This is a genomic window from Fructilactobacillus sp. X3R5C2 (genome assembly GCF_059901175.1).
In genome coordinates this window covers 1-20,537 of record NZ_JBWXVC010000007.1, presented here as the reverse complement: position 1 = coordinate 20,537, position 20,537 = coordinate 1, and the positions used below count along the sequence as shown (strand labels likewise).

Annotated in this window: 11 protein-coding genes; all 11 read right to left on the bottom strand. The window is 41.5% G+C overall.

All coding sequences use genetic code 11. The features are described 5' to 3' along the window. The coding region (locus tag AC6UD4_RS07110; protein ID WP_500694574.1) for a KxYKxGKxW signal peptide domain-containing protein at window positions 1-7,853 on the bottom strand (7,853 nt) is incomplete at its 3' end. 181 nt (window positions 7,854-8,034) lie between these two features. After that, window positions 8,035-8,991, bottom strand: coding sequence for a helix-turn-helix domain-containing protein (locus tag AC6UD4_RS07105; protein WP_500694575.1), 957 nt, complete (start codon window positions 8,989-8,991; stop codon window positions 8,035-8,037). 5 nt (window positions 8,992-8,996) lie between these two features. Next, a complete protein-coding gene (locus AC6UD4_RS07100) occupies window positions 8,997-9,185 on the bottom strand; it encodes a hypothetical protein (RefSeq protein ID WP_500694576.1) in 189 nt (62 codons plus the stop codon). A 20-nt stretch (window positions 9,186-9,205) separates the two neighbouring features. Then, window positions 9,206-10,060, bottom strand: coding sequence for a hypothetical protein (locus AC6UD4_RS07095; protein WP_500694577.1), 855 nt, complete (start codon window positions 10,058-10,060; stop codon window positions 9,206-9,208). After that, window positions 10,038-11,504: a glycosyltransferase gene (locus AC6UD4_RS07090; RefSeq protein WP_500694578.1), complete on the bottom strand. Its 1,467-nt coding sequence runs from the start codon at window positions 11,502-11,504 to the stop codon at window positions 10,038-10,040. Before AC6UD4_RS07090 ends, AC6UD4_RS07095 begins: the two co-directional genes overlap by 23 nt. 34 nt (window positions 11,505-11,538) lie before the next feature. Further along, window positions 11,539-12,267: an accessory Sec system protein Asp3 gene (gene asp3 / locus AC6UD4_RS07085; protein WP_500694584.1), complete on the bottom strand. Its 729-nt coding sequence runs from the start codon at window positions 12,265-12,267 to the stop codon at window positions 11,539-11,541. 13 nt (window positions 12,268-12,280) lie between these two features. Further along, complete coding sequence (asp2, locus tag AC6UD4_RS07080; RefSeq protein WP_500694579.1) at window positions 12,281-13,840, bottom strand: accessory Sec system protein Asp2; 1,560 nt, start codon at window positions 13,838-13,840, stop codon at window positions 12,281-12,283. Window positions 13,841-13,845: 5 nt separating this feature from the next. Then, on the bottom strand, window positions 13,846-15,441 hold the full coding sequence (gene asp1, locus AC6UD4_RS07075; RefSeq protein WP_500694580.1) for an accessory Sec system protein Asp1: 1,596 nt from the start codon (window positions 15,439-15,441) through the stop codon (window positions 13,846-13,848). Between the two features lie 15 nt (window positions 15,442-15,456). Continuing rightward, window positions 15,457-16,659: an accessory Sec system protein translocase subunit SecY2 gene (locus tag AC6UD4_RS07070; protein ID WP_500694581.1), complete on the bottom strand. Its 1,203-nt coding sequence runs from the start codon at window positions 16,657-16,659 to the stop codon at window positions 15,457-15,459. A 20-nt stretch (window positions 16,660-16,679) separates the two neighbouring features. Beyond that, window positions 16,680-19,013: an accessory Sec system translocase SecA2 gene (secA2, locus tag AC6UD4_RS07065; RefSeq protein ID WP_500694582.1), complete on the bottom strand. Its 2,334-nt coding sequence runs from the start codon at window positions 19,011-19,013 to the stop codon at window positions 16,680-16,682. Window positions 19,014-19,072: 59 nt separating this feature from the next. After that, window positions 19,073-20,537, bottom strand: a 1,465-nt coding sequence (locus AC6UD4_RS07060) for an LPXTG cell wall anchor domain-containing protein (protein WP_500694583.1), incomplete at its 5' end; no start/stop codon positions are given.

The window sequence follows — 20,537 nt, the reverse complement described above, 5'->3', positions numbered from 1 at the left end:
TGATTTGTGCTCATCGAAGTACTAGTTGAACCACTCGCACTGGTTGATAGGCTGTCGCTTGTCGATTGACTACCACTTACCGAAGCGCTGGCGCTCGTACTTGCCGAGTTGTTTTCACTCATCGAAGTACTCATCGAACCACTTGCACTGGTTGATAAGCTATCACTAGTGGATTGAGAACCGCTCATTGAGGCGCTGGCACTCGTACTTTCGGAATGATTTGTGCTCATCGAAGTACTAGTTGAACCACTCGCACTGGTTGATAGGCTGTCGCTTGTCGATTGACTACCACTCATTGAGGCGCTGGCACTCGTACTTTCGGAGTGATTTGTGCTCATTGAAGTACTAGTTGAGCCGCTGGCACTTGTTGATAAGCTATCACTCGTCGATTGAGAACCGCTCATTGACGCACTGGCACTCGTACTTTCGGAGTGATTTGTACTCATTGAAGTACTCATCGAACCACTCGCACTCGTTGATAAGCTGTCGCTAGTGGATTGAGAACCACTTACTGAAGAACTAGCACTGGTACTTTCGGAATGATTTGTGCTCATCGAAGTACTAGTTGAAGTGCTGGCACTTGTTGATAGGCTATCGCTAGTTGATCCACTTGTACTCATGGAGTTTCTCAGGCTATCACTGGTAGATTCACTGCCACTTACTGAGGAACTGTTACTGGTACTAATTGATTCACTGTCACTAGTACTCAATGAGGCACTATCACTAGTACTTACAGAAGCGCTAATACTATTGCTAGTGGAGATACTTTGACTATTGCTGATACTCAATGATGTGCTGGCGCTATCGCTAGTTGAAATACTCTGACTGTCACTGGTACTCAATGATGCGCTGCTGCTGTCGCTAGTTGAAACGCTTTGACTGTCACTCGTACTCAATGAAGCACTATCACTATTGCTAGTTGAAATGCTTTGACTATCACTAGTACTCAATGAGGCACTGCCACTATTGCTAGTAGAGATACTTTGACTACCGCTTGTACTCAACGAAGCACTATCGCTGTTACTTGTAGAGATACTTTGACTATCGCTCGTACTTGTCGAAGCACTATCACTATTGCTAGTGGAGATACTCTGACTGTCACTGGTACTCAATGATGCGCTGTTGCTGTCGCTAGTTGAAACGCTTTGACTGTCGCTCGTACTCAACGATGCGCTGTCGCTATCACTAGTTGAAACGCTTTGACTATTGCTAGTACTTACTGAGGCACTACCACTATTGCTTGTGGAGATACTTTGACTATCACTCGTACTCAATGATGCACTACCACTATTGCTCGTGGAGATGCTTTGACTGTCACTTGTACTCAATGATGCACTATTGATAGTAGAAATGCTATTACTCATTGAAGTACTAGTAGATTCACTGCCACTCAACGAAGTACTACCACTCTGACTAGTAGAGTCGCTTAAACTGTCGCTAGTGCTTAGTGAAGCACTAGTACTCATGGAGTTTCTCAGGCTATCACTGGTAGATGAACTACCACTTACTGAGGAACTATTGCTAGTAGAAGTACTTTGACTGTCGCTTGTACTCAACGATGCACTATCACTATCGCTAGTGGAAATACTCTGACTGTCACTCGTACTCAACGAAGCGCTAGTACTGTTGCTAGTTGAAACGCTCTGACTACCGCTAGTACTTACTGAAGCGCTGTCGCTAATACTATTTGAAGTACTGTTGCTCATTGACGTACTAGTAGATTCACTGTCACTCAATGAAGTAGAGTTACTCTTGCTAATAGAGTTACTTAAGCTATCACTCATACTCAACGAAGCGCTTGTACTCATCGAGTTTCTCAGGCTATCACTGGTAGACTCACTACCACTTACTGAGGAACTGTTACTGGTACTAATTGATTCACTGTCGCTAGTACTTACAGAAGCACTATCACTGTTGCTAGTTGAAATGCTTTGACTATCACTAGTACTCAATGAGGCACTGCCACTATTGCTAGTAGAGATACTTTGACTTCCACTAGTACTTAATGATGCACTACCACTGTTGCTAGTAGAGATGCTTTGACTGTCACTAGTACTTACAGAAGCACTGGTACTATCACTTGTACTCAACGATGCACTATCACTATCGCTAGTGGAAATACTCTGACTGTCACTAGTACTTACAGAAGCACTGTCGCTATTGCTTGTGGAGATGCTTTGGCTGTCACTAGTACTTACAGAAGCACTGCCACTATTGCTTGTGGAGATGCTTTGGCTGTCACTAGTACTCAATGAAGCACTACCACTGTTGCTAGTGGAGACGCTTTGGCTATCACTGGTACTCAATGATGTGCTGTTGCTGTCGCTAGTTGAAACGCTTTGACTGTCGCTTGTACTCAATGATGTGCTGGCGCTATCGCTAGTGGAAATACTCTGACTGTCACTTGTACTTACAGATGCGCTATTACTATTGCTAGTAGAGATACTCTGGCTATCACTAGTACTCAATGATGCACTGTCGCTATTGCTTGTGGAGATGCTTTGGCTGTCACTAGTACTTACAGAAGCACTGTCGCTATTGCTAGTGGAAATGTTTTGGCTGTCACTAGTACTCAATGAAGCACTATCACTGTTACTTGTTGAAACGCTTTGACTGCCACTGGTACTCAATGAGGTACTATCACTCATAGAGTTTCTCAGGCTATCACTGGTAGAAGTACTACCACTTACTGAGGAACTATCACTAGTACTTAGTGAATCGCTCTTAGTCGAGTTGCTTTCACTCATTGAGGTGCTAGTTGACTCACTGCCACTTAATGAAGTGCTGTTACTCTTACTAGTTGAGTCACTCAAGCTATCACTAGTACTTACGGAATCACTATCGCTAATTGAATTTTTATCGCTGGTAGATTGACTGTCGCTCATTGAAGTACTTATTGATCCACTGTTACTTAGTGAAATACTACTACTCTTGCTTGTAGATTGACTTAAACTATCACTGGTACTTACTGATTCACTCTTGGTTGAGTTACTTTCACTAATTGAGGTGCTAGTTGATCCACTGTCACTTAATGAAGTGCTGCCGCTCTTGCTTGTTGAGTTACTCAAGCTATCACTTGTGCTAATGGAGTCGCTCTTAGTCGACTCACTTTCACTCACTGAAGTACTAGTAGATTCACTGCCACTCAATGAAGTACTGCCACTCTTGCTTGTGGATTCGCTTAGGCTGTCACTAGTACTTACGGAATCACTCTTGCTCATTGAAGTACTAGTTGATTCACTGTCACTTAAGGAAGTGCTGCCACTCTTACTTGTTGAGTTACTCAAACTATCACTAGTGCTGATGGAGTCACTCTTGGTGGAGTTACTTTCGCTCACTGAAGTACTAGTTGATTCACTATCACTTAATGAAGTGCTGCCACTCTTGCTAGTTGAAGTGCTCTGGCTGTCGCTAGTACTTAATGAGTCACTCTTGCTTGTGGATGTGCTTAAACTGTCACTAGTACTTACAGATCCACTCTTACTAGTTGATTCGCTTAAGCTATCACTGGTGCTTAATGAGTCACTCTTGGTTGAGTTGCTTTCACTCATCGAAGTACTTGTTGATTCACTGTCGCTTAACGAAGTACTTGTTGATTCACTGTCGCTTAACGAAGTACTGCCGCTCGTACTTGTAGAATTACTTAGGCTGTCACTAGTACTTACGGAATCACTCTCGCTCATTGAAGTGCTAGTAGATTCACTGCCACTCAATGAAGTACTGCCACTCTTGCTTGTGGATTCGCTTAGGCTGTCGCTAGTGCTCAATGAAACAGAATCGCTCTTGCTAGTGGATTCACTTAAACTATCACTTGTGGAAGTACTTTGACTGCCACTTGTACTCATCGAGTTTTTCAGGCTATCACTGGTTGATTCACTGCCACTAGTACTCAATGAAGCACTCTCACTATCGCTTGTTGAAATGCTTTGGCTATCACTGGTACTTAACGAATCACTCTTACTTGTGGAGTTTTCATCGCTAGTACTAGTCGATTCACTATCACTCAATGAAACAGAGTCGCTCTTACTTGTAGATTCACTCAAACTATCACTAGTACTTATGGAGTCACTCTTAGTAGAATCGCTTTCGCTCATTGAGGTGCTAGTTGACTCACTGCCGCTTAATGAGGTACTGCCACTCTTGCTTGTAGAAGCACTCAAGCTATCGCTCGTGCTTAATGAATCGCTCTTAGTTGAGTTGCTTTCGCTCACTGAAGTACTAGTGGATTCACTATCACTTAATGAAGTACTACCACTCTGACTAGTAGAGTCGCTTAAACTGTCGCTAGTGCTTAGTGAAGCACTAGTACTCATGGAGTTTCTCAGGCTATCACTGGTAGATGAACTACCACTTACTGAGGAACTATTGCTAGTAGAAGTACTCTGACTATCACTGGTACTCAGTGAGTCACTCTTAGTTGAGTTGCTTTCGCTCACTGAAGTACTAGTGGATTCACTATCACTTAATGAAGTACTGCCGCTCTGACTAGTAGAAGTGCTCTGGCTGTCACTAGTACTTACAGAGTCACTCTTGCTAGTCGAGTTTTCATCGCTAGTACTAGTTGATTCACTATCACTCAATGAAACAGAGTCGCTCTTACTTGTAGATTCACTCAAACTATCACTATTGCTTATAGAGTCACTCTTAGTAGAATCGCTTTCACTCATTGAGGTACTGGTTGATTCGCTACCACTTAGTGAAGCAGAGTCACTCTTGCTGGTTGATTCACTATTACTCAATGAAACAGAATCACTCTTACTTGTCGAGTTACTTAAGCTTTCACTCGTGCTTAATGAGTCACTCTTGGTTGAGTCGCTTTCACTCATTGAAGTGCTGGCGGATTCGCTGTTACTCAATGAAGTACTACCGCTCTTACTTGTTGATTCACTCAAGCTATTGCTTGTACTTATAGATTCACTCTTGCTGGTAGACTCACTCAAGCTATCACTTGTACTTACAGATTCACTCTTACTAGTTGAATTGCTTAGGCTGTCGCTGATACTTACAGAATCGCTGCCACTCTTACTGGTAGAGTTGCTCAAACTGTCAATTGTTGAGTCGCTTTCACTTACTGAAGTACTGTCACTTTTACTAGTAGAATCACTTAAACTGTCACTGTTACTAGCAACCTTACTCAAGCTATCACTAGTTGAGTCGCTCAAACTATCTACTTGACTTGTAGAAGCGCTTTCACTTTCACTGTGACTATCAATTGTACTGGTTGATTGACTATTAGAAGTACTTTGACTATCACTCGTAGCTGTGTTACCAGATCCAAATTGAAGGTAATTTGGCTGATTTTGACCGTTTAGTATGGCCTCAATTCTTTCTTCTTCGTTAAAATTAACATTGTATAGTACAACTTTTCCAATTTTACCGTCCGTACCAATTTCGAAGTTCAAATAACTCGTTGGGTCTGGGAAAGATTCATTCCCAATTATCATTGATACATTTTTAACACTAAAGACAGTCCGATTGCTTGCAATTAAACTCTGTGCATTACTTTGAGTTAAATCAAATACAACGTTTTCAGGATCGGTAATGGTAATCGTGCCGGCAGATCCGCCATTATTTACTAGAATAACTGGTTGGCTCCCCGTTGCCTTCAATGACATCTTTCCGGTATCTTCAACGGTGATGTATCCACCATTATTTAAGTAAATTAAACTTTGTGAATAACTAGTCGTCTTTCCAGATTGATTGTAGGTAACGTTAAGATTACCGCCACTGTTAACCAAGACACTAGAAGAATTGCCAAGGTAAATCAAACCTGGTTGAGAAGAATTTCCAGGATTAATATTTCCATTAGCAATAATATTCATGGAGCCATTAACAGTAATGGCGGTATTACCAAAGGAATAGATGGCTCCGGCCAGGGAACTAGTTGTACTGCTATTATTATTATTCAAAATAATATTTAAAGTAGCACCTGTTTCAACATTAATATTGCCACCCTTGGTGGTAATCCCATAAACAGTACCGTTTCTACTGTTTTCATTAGAACCACCATTATTGTTAGGAATTAGGGTAACGGTAGCACCATGTTCTAACGTAACGTCGCCATTAACGTTGCCACCCTTACTTAATTCGATAACATTATCACTGTAACTAGTCCCAGTGAAATTGGAGTTAGCGCCAAAGGTAATTGAACCGGCTTCAATTACTTGTTGACTGCCAGATTCAGTTTGAATTGGTTTACTAGAAAACTTATTCGTGTAGGAAGGAACTGACTGTGCGGTAACGTTACCGTAGATCGTAACGTCAGTAGGTCCACCAGAACCATTTCTTCCGTAAATAAACTGAGCACCAGTGTAATTGACATTATTAATGATATATGACGTTGATTGACTCATAAAGCCATAAAAACATTGACCATAAATGTCTAAATTGTCATATTCAACGGTCGTATTATTAACTAGGCCACTCCAGTTGTTAAAGGTGTAACCCCTTAGATCAATCGTGTAATGGTGCCCTGCGGCTGAACCAATCTTTAAATTCCGTGGGTTTTTAACGTCATTAATAACTTCTTGTCCACTATTAAAGTTCTTTAAATCAGCAAAGTTAATGTCATCATCAATGATGATGTTATTAGCGGTTCCGTTCACGATTTCATCGTATAATTGGTCCGCAGTTGCCACATGAACCGTTGAAGTATCTTGTTGAGATGCTAGTACCACGTTCGGATTAGCGACTGGTTGCTTTTCATTGGTTGAATTTTGGGCACTAGTAGATTGTTGCTCATTTTGACTAGTTAAAGCACTGTTGCTTTCTGACGTTGATGTCGAAACGTTTTGGCTAGTCGATTCACTGTTGTTAGCCAAGACGTTTTCACTGTCAGACAGAACGTTATCAGCCAAAGTTGAAGTACTGTTAGCATCGCTATTCTTATTGCCACTTAAGTCCTTAATGTTAATGGACATGTTGTTGTTTTCACCAATGGTACTTAGGGCTGCCAAAGTACTATTATTAGGTGTCAAACCGTTGGCTAAACCAACACTAATGACTTGGTTTTGTGAATCAACGGTAACGGTAGCGTCGTTTGGCACAACGGCCTTAACTTGGTTATAAACATCTTGGTTAGTTGTCTCACTTGCTTTAGCGGAATCGTTTATCCCACTAATGCTACTGCTGTCACTGTTAAGCTGGGAAGCAGACGTGATCGACTGACTGTTGTCTAAGGCCTTGGTAATAGTGGACTCACTATTAAGCTGTGAACCTGATTGTAATACTGATGGCTTAACTTGATCACTAATCGTTTGACTAGCAGCTGAAGTCGAATCAACTGAGCTAGTAGAATCTGTCGTCTTACCATTCGTATCAGCCTTAATGGCCTCACTGTCAGAGTTAGGCACAGCCTTAGTCGTGTTAGAATTTTGTTCGGATTGATTCTCAGTCTTAGTCTGATTACTCTTAGCCTGACTATTGGCCGTCGTCGAACCAGAATCGGAACTAACCTTGTTTTCACTAGTGGAATTAGCAGCGGCCATGGAAGCTGACGTAGACGTTGACAAAGCTTCACTCATACTAGTGGAGATTTGGTCAATCTTAGCTTGCGAATCCACCTGACTTCCGGCTGCAGAAGACGTGGTCTGCGAAGTTGATGAAATTGTTGCGGAGTTTTTATTCGGTAAAACATCCGCATCCTTATTTTCTTTACTAGTATTATTGCCACTTGTTGAAACTGAATTAGCTGAAACAGAAGCAATTCCAATGTTAGCACCCAGTAATCCACCAATTAGTGAAATTCCGGCAACCATCCATTGTTTACCAGCTTTATACATTTTGTAATGCGTTCTAGCATCATCTCTTAATGCTAGACGAATGTTTTGCTTTTTATTTCCTTTCCCTCTCATAAGATCTTTCCCCCTTAAATTTGTGAATAATCTAAATTGAGATGGTCTTACTATATATCCAAATGAAATTATTTAGCCCATATTCCCAATAATGGGACGATTTTTTCACTAAATAATCAAATTTTATTTAAATAAACAAAAACAGCTGAATTTACCGTCAATCCAGTTGTTTTCGTCTCACTTAATATTCACTTTTAATAAACTTTTGGATTCCCTTCCAATAGTCATTTTCATAATTAAAAACGGACTTACTTTGTAAAATTTCTTGTGAAAATTCTGGACAAGTAACCTGATTGGTTATTAAACTATAAGTTTGCTCATAACAGTTATACAGATGACCATCCATGGAACTAGATCCACTTGTATTAATTGCTTGATAAACCTGCTTTAAAAATTTAATTGCTTGATCTGATTGTCGGTTAAGGCAAAAGTTAATCACAAAATCAATCGCAAAGCCCCAGTAAACGTATATTCGGTCTAAATCAGTGCTCTTTAATCCGCTTAAGACCTTCTGTAATACCAGAAAGTCACCATCAATTTTTTTCTTTGGAAATAGGGAGCGCCTCAAATTCAGGTCCAAAACGTTTAAATAAATATCAAAATCAGTTAGGTCATCACAATCTTTAAAGTACTTCTCGTTACTCTTAAAGAACGTGGACACATCAGGCTTTTGCCGCTCGGCAATTTGACTGATGATCTTAGTGTACGTATAGACCTTAAAAAAGGGCGATGCTAGCTGTAACCGGTACTTATCGAGACTATTTAAAATCACTTGAAGTTTACTAGGACTGTAGTCATAAGTATCATAAAAAGAAGCGAGGGCCAGTGTATCGATTAATTCATCCGTTGATGGAGTTAATAATGCCAGAAATTCTTCGTCAGAAATTCCCAATAATTTTTTAATTCCAAAAATATATTCAAATGGGATATCAATCTCATAATTAATCCAACGATAGTAACGTGAAGTACTTAAACCCACTCGATCTAAAAATGAACTTATTTTCACTTTATGTTGCTGAATCAATTCAGCAATTTTCCCCCGGTCCATACTAACGGCAGCAACACTATTTTGTGGAATTTCTTTATTTCGACAATGCAGATCGACATAATATGCGACTCCTAATGAAGGAAGATTCATTTTTATTACCCCGCTAAAGCTATAAAACTATAGACCAGACTAAGGATCACCACGAATACCATAATCACTGAAACAATAATCATAATTACTTTCCCGGTACTTTTAGTATCCGAAGCATCAACAACGTATTTTTTCTCTTCATCAAACCGTAACCTAATATCCTGCTGTAACTCTTTCAATTTAATTTTTGGCATTTTATCACCTGCTTTAAAAACTAATCCACTACTACTTTTTTCGTCGGAACACCTTTTTCCTTTAATTCCTGTAAGAATTTCTTATTCATATGCACGTCTTGGATATAGGAAATTTCATCCGTCAGAATATCCAACAAATTTTGCTTAACGTTGCCGTCATCATTAAGGGGCGATTCGTCCAAATAGAGGGTGTTATGCGATTTCGATTGCGATAACGCCCACAATTCCACTCCCATGTAACTAATGCCGACTGAATCCTTCGACGTTAAGTATTTTCCAATCGTATCGGCATAAAATTCATCCAAATTTCTAAACTGTTTTTGGGTCTTTAAAGAACCAAAATCCTCAATGGTCACCCAATTTAGCTGCTTTTTGTAAAAATAGAAACACAACGCTGGGACGCCGGCATCATTATAAAAATCGATCCGTTGGGGCTGTCCTTTGGTGTAGATGATGTTGCTGAACTTCTTGCCGTCACTGGCGAATTCTTCGATGTAGTCTAATTCGTCGTTTGGGAAAACATAATCAACCTCTTTGACGTGACGGCGCGTGTTCGGCCACAAAATGACGTGTCCAATCGGATTACCATTTACGATGATATTAATCGTGAAATCAGCGTTCATATAAATCTCGGCTCCGTCAACCGTGGGCACCCGATTGAAAAACAAAAACGCTTTGGGATCCATATCTAAGGTTCGACCAGTAATATAATCGACAACGTTAAAACCACTGATCTGATTTGTTAGTAGGGAATCACGAAAATTAGAGGCTGGCGCTAGCGTAATCACCTGGCCCTTCCTCTTTTGAATTCGGTCTCGTTGGTGTTGCCAAACTGGATTTTGGTCGTTTATTTTATTGGTTAGTTCGTAATGCATCAACAAACTCCTTCCATTTATTCGCAATGACATGATTTTGAAAGGGAGCCATCGAACTGACGGTGGCCCTTTGGACTTTTCCATAATCAGACTTTAACAACCGGTTAATTCCTTTTGCCAAACTATTCACATCAAAATCGACGTTCTTATCGCCCCGTTTGAAATCTTGTAAAAATCCATTGACCCCATCTTTTATCATTTCCATCGCGCCAAAACGGGCTTTGTAGGCAATTACTGGTAATCCGGCACTTAACGCTTCCACCGTGGTCAAGCCAAATCCTTCTGAAAACGATGCTGAGACAAAGGCATCATATTTGGGATAAATATCATCTAAATGATGGGACAACCCCTTTAATTTAATGTAGTCTTCCGCATTTTCTTTCTTGATGGTTTTCTCAATTAAACCCTTTTCACCACCGGCACCGTAGATATCTAGAGAAACTGCAGTCCCTTGTTTATGTACCTTAGCAACTGCAAGTACTAACATATCAATGTGCTTTTCCCCAGCTAATCGCGAAGCAGTAATTAATTTAAGCGAACGCAATTTTTTAGCTCGCTGTTTCGGCCTGGTTTTACCAGTCCCCTTGTCATCCACGCCACCAACCGGGATGGTAGTAAATTTATCTTTTTGATTCGGAAAATCCTTCACTAGATCATCAGTTTGCATTTTGGTAGCACTGATAATGCTGTCGATATTATCAAGGTGCGTTAACGAATATTCGTAGTAGTTATTCCACAGTGGGTAACGGGGGTCGTTGCGATCGGACAAATGATCCGCATGGACCACTTCCACCACTTTACTTTGTGGCATCTTAGGGTACAGTAAGGCCGCTTCACTTTCTTCGCCACGATCTAAAAACCAATTGTTATTGTGGTTGTAGGCCCGATCCACCCGTTCAAAAAAGTACCGTTGCAATTGAACTTCATTTGCGAAATAGAACTGCTTGCCATCCTGATTGAAGAGGTGAATATTTTTGATCAGAGTCTCTTTATGACCGTTATCATAAAAGTCAAACGTGACCTTTTTCTCGCCCGTCTTACTGGAGTAAATTTCAATCTTAGACAGACTCATAATTAACAAGTCATGTTTTTTATTAGGAAACTTCACCATGGTTTCAATAATCTTCATCCCCGAAGTCGTCTGGATTTTCAGCATGCGGGTGGTGTTGGTATCATCAATCACCGTTTCGTGTTGATATGGATAGAACTTTTTGACCCCATGCCGTAAATAATCATTTCCTAGCACAAAATATTCGTACATATTGATGACTTGGTCATTTCTTAGATTCCAGGTATCCATGGCTTCGTGTAAATTGTTAATTAATTGCACAAAAATATACCGATATGGCAGTTCCATTTCATCAAAACGGCGTGCTCGATAAAACTGCGCATGTTCCACTCCAGAATTACCAATTCCCATGGCACGATTAATAAAAAAATTCATTGGTTGCATCCTTTTTACTTGTTCTTTCATCATTTCATTCCTTTACTTGGTTAATTTTAGAAAGAGGATAGCCGTACGGTCTGACCTCGGTTGCCATTTTTTTCAGCTGCTCATCTTGATTAATGGCCTCAAACAACTTCTTCATCGCGGCATCAGCTTTAGCTTGATCATTAATTTCACCAGTAGAAAGCCGACAAAAGATCTGGGCCCGATTCGTTTTAACGGGAACCGTCCAACTCCCGGAATCACGGCGTCCAAGGTAGATATCCAGCTTCTTAGCGTTCGGATATATAAACTTGGTTAACTTCAAATTGAGGCTCACTTTAAAATTCAGATCCTTAAAATTATCGGCTTCGCCTAATATGAGGTATCTAAACGTGATTGACTGATTTGCTTTCACCACCAACGAGATTTTGTACTCGGAAGCGTGCTCTGGATACTCAAAGTTGCCCTCATGTCCGTTGATGATAATTTCCTTCATAAAATCATGGGATTGATCGTAGATTGTGACTTTAAAATAAACCGAATCAACCGGTTTCGCCGTATAATCACTAACGATGTGATATTTGTGATTTCCAAGTAAGATTGGCAACTCGCCCTGCATTCGCACGTCCTGAAAATTCAATTGTGAGTTCCAGGTATAAATGCTAGTGCCTGGAGACAATAATGGAGATGAATAAGTTACTTCAGTTGGTGAGTATGTGACTTGAGCTCCATATCGTTCCATTGGGTTAAGATATCTTCCCCACGTTAAAACGGTCATTGCTTCCAATTTCTTAACTCCTATCAAACTTTTCCTGCATCAAATTATGGTATTGTCTGACAAACCAATTTACGATCCCGTTGGTGTCATCATTATGGCGCCCGATTAACCCCTTACTTATCACCTTTACAGCTTGCTCCTGCTGCTTAAAATAATTAAACAGCTCACCGTAGGCCTCTTTGTCGTAATCATCCTGTTTCATATAGGCGATGGCAAAAATGGTTTTGGAAAAGTCGCCAGTCTTAAAATGATTCCAAAAATATTGATTAAAATGTTTTTGGGCCGCTTCGTCGGTCTTGCCCTCGTGCGTTAGCAACAAATCCAGCGAGGTCAAAAAATCAAAGGGGCGGTGCAAGCAGGAATTTTTAGCGATGGTTCCTAAATTTACGAGGGGCTTTCCGACAATCACGGCGGCGGGCTTTAGGTCAGTTGCGTAGTATAAAGCTGCCGTCGTCCCCATCGAAATCCCCGACAAAACCAGGTCATCACTAGAAAAATGCAACTTTTCCAGGCACTTTTTAATTGTTATAATTAATTGTTGTTCCAATTCTTTACTGCCAATGTAGAAGGAACCGCCTTCCATTCTTTCGTCGGCAATCAACAAATAGGGCGAGGAACTGATATTACTCATCATCCTGCCTCCTTCAAATCCCTCAGCGGTTCGGTATCCACTGAAGTAGACGTTTAGGGGCGGTTTTAAATCACCAGGATTAAAATAGGCGGCAATCTCGCCCTTATAATTCTGCTGGTCAGTCAACGTTTTTGAGCCCACCATGTAAGTTCCCAGATTTCGCCGGCGTCTTCTGACGTGAATTCTTCTTAGCGTAAACGACTCAATCTGCCCCTTTAAAAACACCGAAACATACAAATTAGAACGTTGTTTAGGCGTCTGATAGGTAAAGGGTTGGTCTAGGTCGGATCCAGCAATCGTGCACTGTTTAATAACGTTGTCGGTTTGGGCGTCTAAAAAATATAATTTAAACGTCACCTTCCCTGACCCTTGTAGTTTATATTCGGGCCAAAACTCCATTAAGGTGTCGGTATCTTGTTCGAGGGTCATTTGAAAATTAATGGCTTGAACCTGATGCGACAACGTCAAGTGGTCAAAACTGACCTGACCCGAACCGGTTTGGGTAGTGTGAGGCAGTAATTCGGACATAATCTCAACCTTGTCCTTATTCAATCGACTTCCAAACTGACCAGCAAAATAAACTTGTTCAATTAATTTAGTTACTTCATCAGAATCAGTTAAATTGACATTTTGCGCATTTTTATAGTTGAGGGTCTTCTCAATTTCATCCGAAAAGTTTTCGCCCTGCTGGTAAATAATGTTATTAGCGGGAAGCACCTCAATTAACTTCGGCATGATATAAACCAGCGATTGTTTGCCCAGGATAAAAAGCGTGTTGCTGTACTTGGGATTCAACTTTTCATCATCCAAGATGGTTTGTTGCATCTCAAAGACATCCTTAGGATCGTCCAATGAAAAATACTGATACTTAAAGTTGTCATCTAACGTTTTATTTAAATTTAACTTTTGACCACCTAGTTGAATGAGCCCCTTTTTAGCCATGAACTTCACCTCATTTCTTTAAAAATGGCATCAATTCTGGCGACAATCTCTTCGCTAGAAAACCTTTCGATTTTGCTGATATTGGCAACCAATGACTGGTTCCAACGGTCCAAATTATCCAAAAAGTAATTAACCGCCTTTACGAGGTGCAAATCATCTTTGATGATGATTCCATTTTCGTTATCAGTTACATAACCAGTTTGAACCACGTTGATCTGGGGAATGCCGGCGCTAATCGCATTAATCTGCAGATAAGGACTTGGTAACCGATCCAAATCAACCAGAATGCGGGCCTTGTGAATATTTTGCTGGTAGAAGGCTGGGTTGTGATTAGAGTAAATCTGAATCCGGTCTAAAGTCTCACTAGCACCAACTAATTGTTCCCAATTAGCCTGCTGCTCCTTTGCCTTCGCCTTTTTTCGTAGTTTGGACGTTAGTTCATGCTCTTTTTTTAGCTTCAGGTACTTTCTGACCCACAAAAAGTCGGCTGATTGTAAGGAAACCGCAAAATACGTCTCGATTTCCGTCGTAATTTCTTGTTCGAGGGTCTTACGCATGTGTTCGTCATTCACGTCAAAAACAATGGCCTTGTCCTTACCTTCACTAACCACGCGCAACAGCTTATTTGCTAAACGTCTCACGGTCCTTTCGGGCATTTCGTTAATTTTCCAAAAAATAATTTGTTGCGCCATGCTGTTACTAATCCCCAAGTTGAGGTGAGCAGCGTAGGGCGAAACGACCCTTACATTTAAAGGATGTTCCTGATCCTGCCAAGTGCGCTTGATTTTATCGGCAATTAGTTGATTGGGCACCAGAATGGCACTGTTCTTGCCAGCTAACTGGGCTAGAGCTGCTTGATTAATCAAGGTTTGATCGGTTAAAAAACTACCAACTTGATACTCACTTTGTAACTGGTGAGTCAGCGTCAGACTATCCTTAGTTGGATTGTCAATGATTTGAATCCCACCATCGGTCTTGACCTGATTGAAATAGTTTTGTGAAACTTCGCTGATTAAGTCCGTTAAATTGGGATAATGCGAGTGCGCAAAGTGTTTTTGAAAAGGTTTCGCAATCTGGACGTAATCATCATGATTGTGATCAATGGTTAAGACCACCTCCGAAAGCGGATTATACAATTGGGTTTGTTTTAGAACTCCCTGATCGTAGATGCCTCTTCGAGATAGAAAACCGCGCGAATCAAAATAATCCACCGCAGTCAACTGACCATCCTGATAGTATTCAATGGTACTTAAGACTTTCTCAGCAAAATAGTTCGCCTTGGCATACAACTGATCGTCTCTTAAGAACTGAATTCCGCGTGGGGAGTACACCCGTTCTAAATCACTTGGCAGCGGAATGTCTTCAATCGCGAGCGGCTTGCCAATCTTGATGTGCACATCCTGAATTTCATCCAATGCCTGCCAATACGGAGTGTTCAGCAGTCCGTACTCATTTAATTGGTACGTCAACATGGGCAAAAAACTGTTGGTGACTAACGTACAGTCTTCGTCATTATCCTGAAAAATCGCCAGCTGACTAATAATCGTGTTGTAACCCAGCTGCAGCGTGTAGGGATGCCAATTAGGGATAAAATAAACCATATAGCCTCCTCATAATTAAAAAATGCGATAACGATACTTATAGATTAGAGCCCGAACTTCTTGGGAAATGCTGTCTAAAATGGTAATTAAAATAAACAACGACCCAAACAAAAAAGAGAAGTTAGTCACAATCGGAAAATACAAACCGATTACTAGTGGCACTAAGGCAATCAGCAGCACGTAAATGGTCCCTAAAAAAGACATAATGTTAACCTGTCCGGTCAGATACCGCTCCGTCTCTTTGCCGGGAGCCAGGTTAAAAATATAGTCGCCACTCTCTTTTAATGATTTGGCAATGATGTTGGGTTGAAAATTCACAAACGCAAATAGATAACTTAAGACCACGATGATGAGCCCGTAAGAAACGATTCCCTGCCACGTATGATAGGAAAATAAAAGTGAAATTATCTTACTAATTTGAGCGTTGACCCTTAAATTTGACACCACTAACAGCGGAATCGAAAATAATGATAAGGCAAACATGAATGGCATGGCGCCGGAGACCAAGACCTTAATCGGAATGTATGAATCGGTCAGAAAACTGTTGACCCCAATTCTTTCAACGGGGATCCGGTATTCGGCCTCATTGACAAAGACGGTGACGTAGACAAATCCGATAACAATGATGGCGATGACGATCCATCCCAGAACGGAAAAGTTCAGCGGCTTTTTTAACCCCGAATCTAAAACCGTGGGGAGATTTTTGACCAGTCCCGGAATGATAAAGATACTGACTCCACCAATCCCCAGATCCTTATTAACGTCCGCCAGCCAGACAATCAGCATTGATCCGGCGAGTAGGACGGTGAAAATAAACCAGAAGAAGGCTTCATCGTTAAATCCCAGGGTCTCTGGTTGATAACGCAGGAATAACTTGGCCATCGCTAACGACTGGAGCGCCGCCAGCACAAAGGTGATTCCCTTTTGCCAGTATCCCGTCGCCTTTTGTGACATCCGACTCGTGGTCTTGTCATCAACGGTGGTAACAACTTGCCACACGATTAGCGCCGTCATGTACGGTCCTAACCCTAAGGCAAACAAACTGGGAACGGTAATTTGACTACCAAAGTTACTAGAAATTAAATTGATATAGGCATTTTGATCTAACGTGCTAGCATAATTTTTTAATTGAAACCCTGGAATTAGGATTAATCCACCTAGTTCAAACAAAGCCAACAAAAAGATTGTAAATGATCCCCGTTTTAACAATTGCCTCACTAAAAAATCTCCTTTTAAACTTATACAAAAATCAAATCAATGGTTCCGTCGTCTTTTTGCACAATTTCTGATAATAATATGTTTCTGAGTACTAATAGATAGATTCGTTCGCGCATATTGTGAAAAGCCCGGCGCGCTTCGGTTTGATATTCATAAATGGGATTATGTTGACCCCAGTTCCGGCTGCTAACCGCTAACTTCAACTGTTCCAACGCATCCACCTGGTCGATCCACATCGTATCGATTGATTTTAATAACACCAGTCGTTTGTACTCTAATAACTGATCATCATTTTTAAATTGCTGATAAACCTGCCGTTTTTTGTCACCAATCATCTTTAACAACTGGGCTTTTAAACGCTTTTTGTTGCGCCATTGATTCTTTAATTCATTTTTATTCGGCAAAAACGAATAATCGATATTGTTATAAATGAAGTTGGTGATATCAAAGTAGTTTTTCCACTGCGGCAAATAATGATCGATGCACGAATTAATCGCCGTATCAATATAAGGATCCAAATCATTCGTTCGCATGGCTGCGTTCCGGGTCTTATAGAGACAATTACGCTGGGCCTTGACCACTTCGTCAAATTTCAAAATGTTTTGGCGGTCGGAAATTTCACTATTCTTCTGGGTTCCCTGCGATTGATTAATGATGTTCTTAATCCGAGGTTTCTTTAAAGCACTCGTAACGTGATGTTTTACTAATTTTTCCCGGTACTTTTTGACCCACTTGGGAGCATTTTCGGTCACAATCTTATCCTCTAGTGAGACGTAAAACTTCGTATCACCAGGTTCACCCTGTCGACCGGCACGCCCACGCAACTGGTTGTCAATTCGTAAAGAAGACATTCGTTCAGTGCCGAGCACAAATAAACCACCGTTTTGAATGGCTTGATCCGAGAGCTTAATATCAGTTCCCCGACCTGCCATTGAAGTCGCTACGGTAATCGAATCCGTCTTCCCGGCATCGGCAATGATCCGACTCTCCTTAGGAGCACTATTGGCGTTTAACACGTTGTGCGGAATTCCTAGTGACAATAAGATATGTGAATATAACTTTGACATTGAGACCGACCCTGTCTCAATCAGGATGGGTCGATGCAACGCCCGCATCTTCTGGACCTCTTTTAGTGAAGCCGTGATCTTATCCTCGTTGGTCGCATAAATCTGATCAGGGTGGTCATTTCGCATGATTTTCTCATTAGTCGGAATGACAAACGTGTTTAACCGATAAGTTTCACGAAATTCGTCAGCGTCGGTCTTGGCCGTTCCGGTCATCCCAGAAAGCCGAGTAAATAGCCGAAAGAGGTTTTGGTAGGTAATACTAGCTAAGGCGCGACTATCATCACTGATTTTGACGTGTTCTTTCGCTTCCAAAGCCTGGTGAAGACCAGATTGTAGTTTGGTGCCGTACAATTTTCGTCCGTTCATCTTATCCAGTAGAACAATCTCGTTGTTTTCCACTACATAGTTACGATTTCTGACAAACAGGCACTTCGCTTTCAGCGCTAAATTCAGGTGCTGATATAATTCATGGGCCTTGGGTGCGAGTAAATCAGAAACTCCGGCATACTCCTCTAAGTTATTGATCCCCGTTTCAGTGAGCCAGACCTTTTTGCCATCCTCTGATTTTTGAAAGTCAACGTCTTCTTCGAGCTGCTGAATCATGTTTTCACACAGCTGATACAAGTTTGATTGCACGTTGGGTGCACCAGAGACAATCAAAGGCGTTTGGGCCTGGTCCAATAAAATGGAATCAATCTCATCAATTAAGGCAAATTCCAGGTGCTTAATGTGCTGGTTTTCGGGCTTAATCGCTAAATTATCAAACAAGTAATCAAATCCCAAACTACTGTGGGTGGTGTAGACGATGTCTGAACTGTAGATCTTTTTTAAATTCCGACTGGCATCGTCACCATCTTCTTCTGGTACTCCACTAGCAATCGTCAAACCCAGCCAACGGTAGACTTGACCGATTTCTTTCGCGTCACGTCTGGCTAAGTACGAATTCGCCGTGATTAAAAAGACCCCTTTGCCCTCTAATCCATGTAGATACATGGGCATTGTCGCGGTTAACGTTTTTCCTTCACCAGTTTTCATTTCGGCAATGTTGCCAAAGTTTAAAACGACGGCACCTAAAATTTGCGTATAATATGGCGCCAATCCTAAGACGCGGCGGTCCGCTTCACACACGGTCGCGTAGGCTTCCACAATCAAACTATCGAGCTTAGCGCCATTCTTTAATTGGGCCCTTAGGTACTTCGTCTGTTGTTTCAACCTGGAATCGGAAAAATACTTCAGTTCATTGACGCGCTTTTGCACTTTTAAAGCGATTTTTTTATATTTATGCATTAATTCTAGATGCGTACTCCCTTCGTCAAAAATCTTTTCCGTTCATTAATAAAAAGCTTTTATTTAACCCGGTGTTTTAAATCACGAAGAGCCAAAGCTAAAGCAGAACCAATGAAGCCCAGTCCAACGAGCCCTAAGAAAGTAGAAGTCTCTTGCCCAGTTTGTGGCAAAACGTGCTTGTTTTTCTTAACGCTCTTTTGGTTGGATTGATTAGTTGCTTGAGGAGCTTGCTTACCTTGATGTTTCATAGTCATTTGGTGTCCAGCATTAGTGCTTGAAGTCTGGTTCTTACGGCTTGTTGAAGTAGGAGTGGTGGTTTGCTTGCCACTGTTATCAGGTTCATTAGCGTTATTCATTGGTTGATTAGAAGCAGTCGGATTCTGACCTTCGTTACCCGGAACTGATGGAGTTTGATCCGAAGGCTTTGAAACGTTATCACCATGATTGTCTGGAGTTACCGATGATCCACCGTTATCTGACGGTTGATTTGGAGTAACTTGACTACCACCGTTCTCATTTCCACCTTGGTTATCCGGTGTACTTGGGTTTTCACCATTGCCACTGTTGTTGTTTCCACCATTGTTATCAGGATTTTCTGGATTAGATGGTTGGTTACCACTACCGTTGTCTCCGGGTTGGTCAGGGTTGGTAGCGTTCTTAGCTAAAACAGTGACTGGGACGTAGAACGTCTTGCCGTTTGAGGCAGAAATCGCTACTTGATACTGACCTGGCACTTGGTTATTAACTTTCGAAGTATCAATCTTAGTAATCGTTGCCGGGGTTCCATCTTCGTTAGTTGCACTGGCTCCATAGGCAGCTGCATCAGTTGGAACATTGTCGCCAGCGTAAATGGAAATGCCGTGAGCAATGATGTTAGCTTGGTTGGCTAAAACCGTTACGGGTACGAAGAAGGTTTTGCCATTTGAGGCAGAAATCGCAACTTGGTACTGACCGGGTACCTGATTATTAACTTTAGATGTGTCAATCTTGGTAATCGTTGCGGGTGTTCCATCTTCGTTTGTGGCACTAGCGCCATAAGCCGCGGCGTCGGTTGGAACGTCGTCGCCGGTATAGATTGAAATGCCGTGAGCGGTAATGTTGGCTTGGTTAGCTAGAACGGTAACCGGAACAAAGAATGTCCTGCCATTTGAGGCCGAAATTGCGACTTGATATTGTCCGGGTACTTGGTTGTTAACTTTCGAAGTATCAATCTTAGTAATCGTTGCGGGTGTGCCGTCTTCGTTTGTGGCACTGGCACCGTAAGCAGCTGGATCCGTTGGCACGTTGTCGCCAGCGTAAATGGAAATGCCATGGGCGGTAATGTTGGCTTGGTTAGCCAGAACCGTGACTGGTACGAAGAAAGTCTTACCGTTTGATGCGGTAATGGCAACTTGATATTGTCCGGGTACCTGATTATTGACTTTAGATGTGTCAATCTTGGTAATCGTTGCCTTTGTGCCGTCTTCGTTTGTGGCAGTAGCTCCATACGCTGCGGCGTCAGTTGGTACGTTGTCACCAGCATAA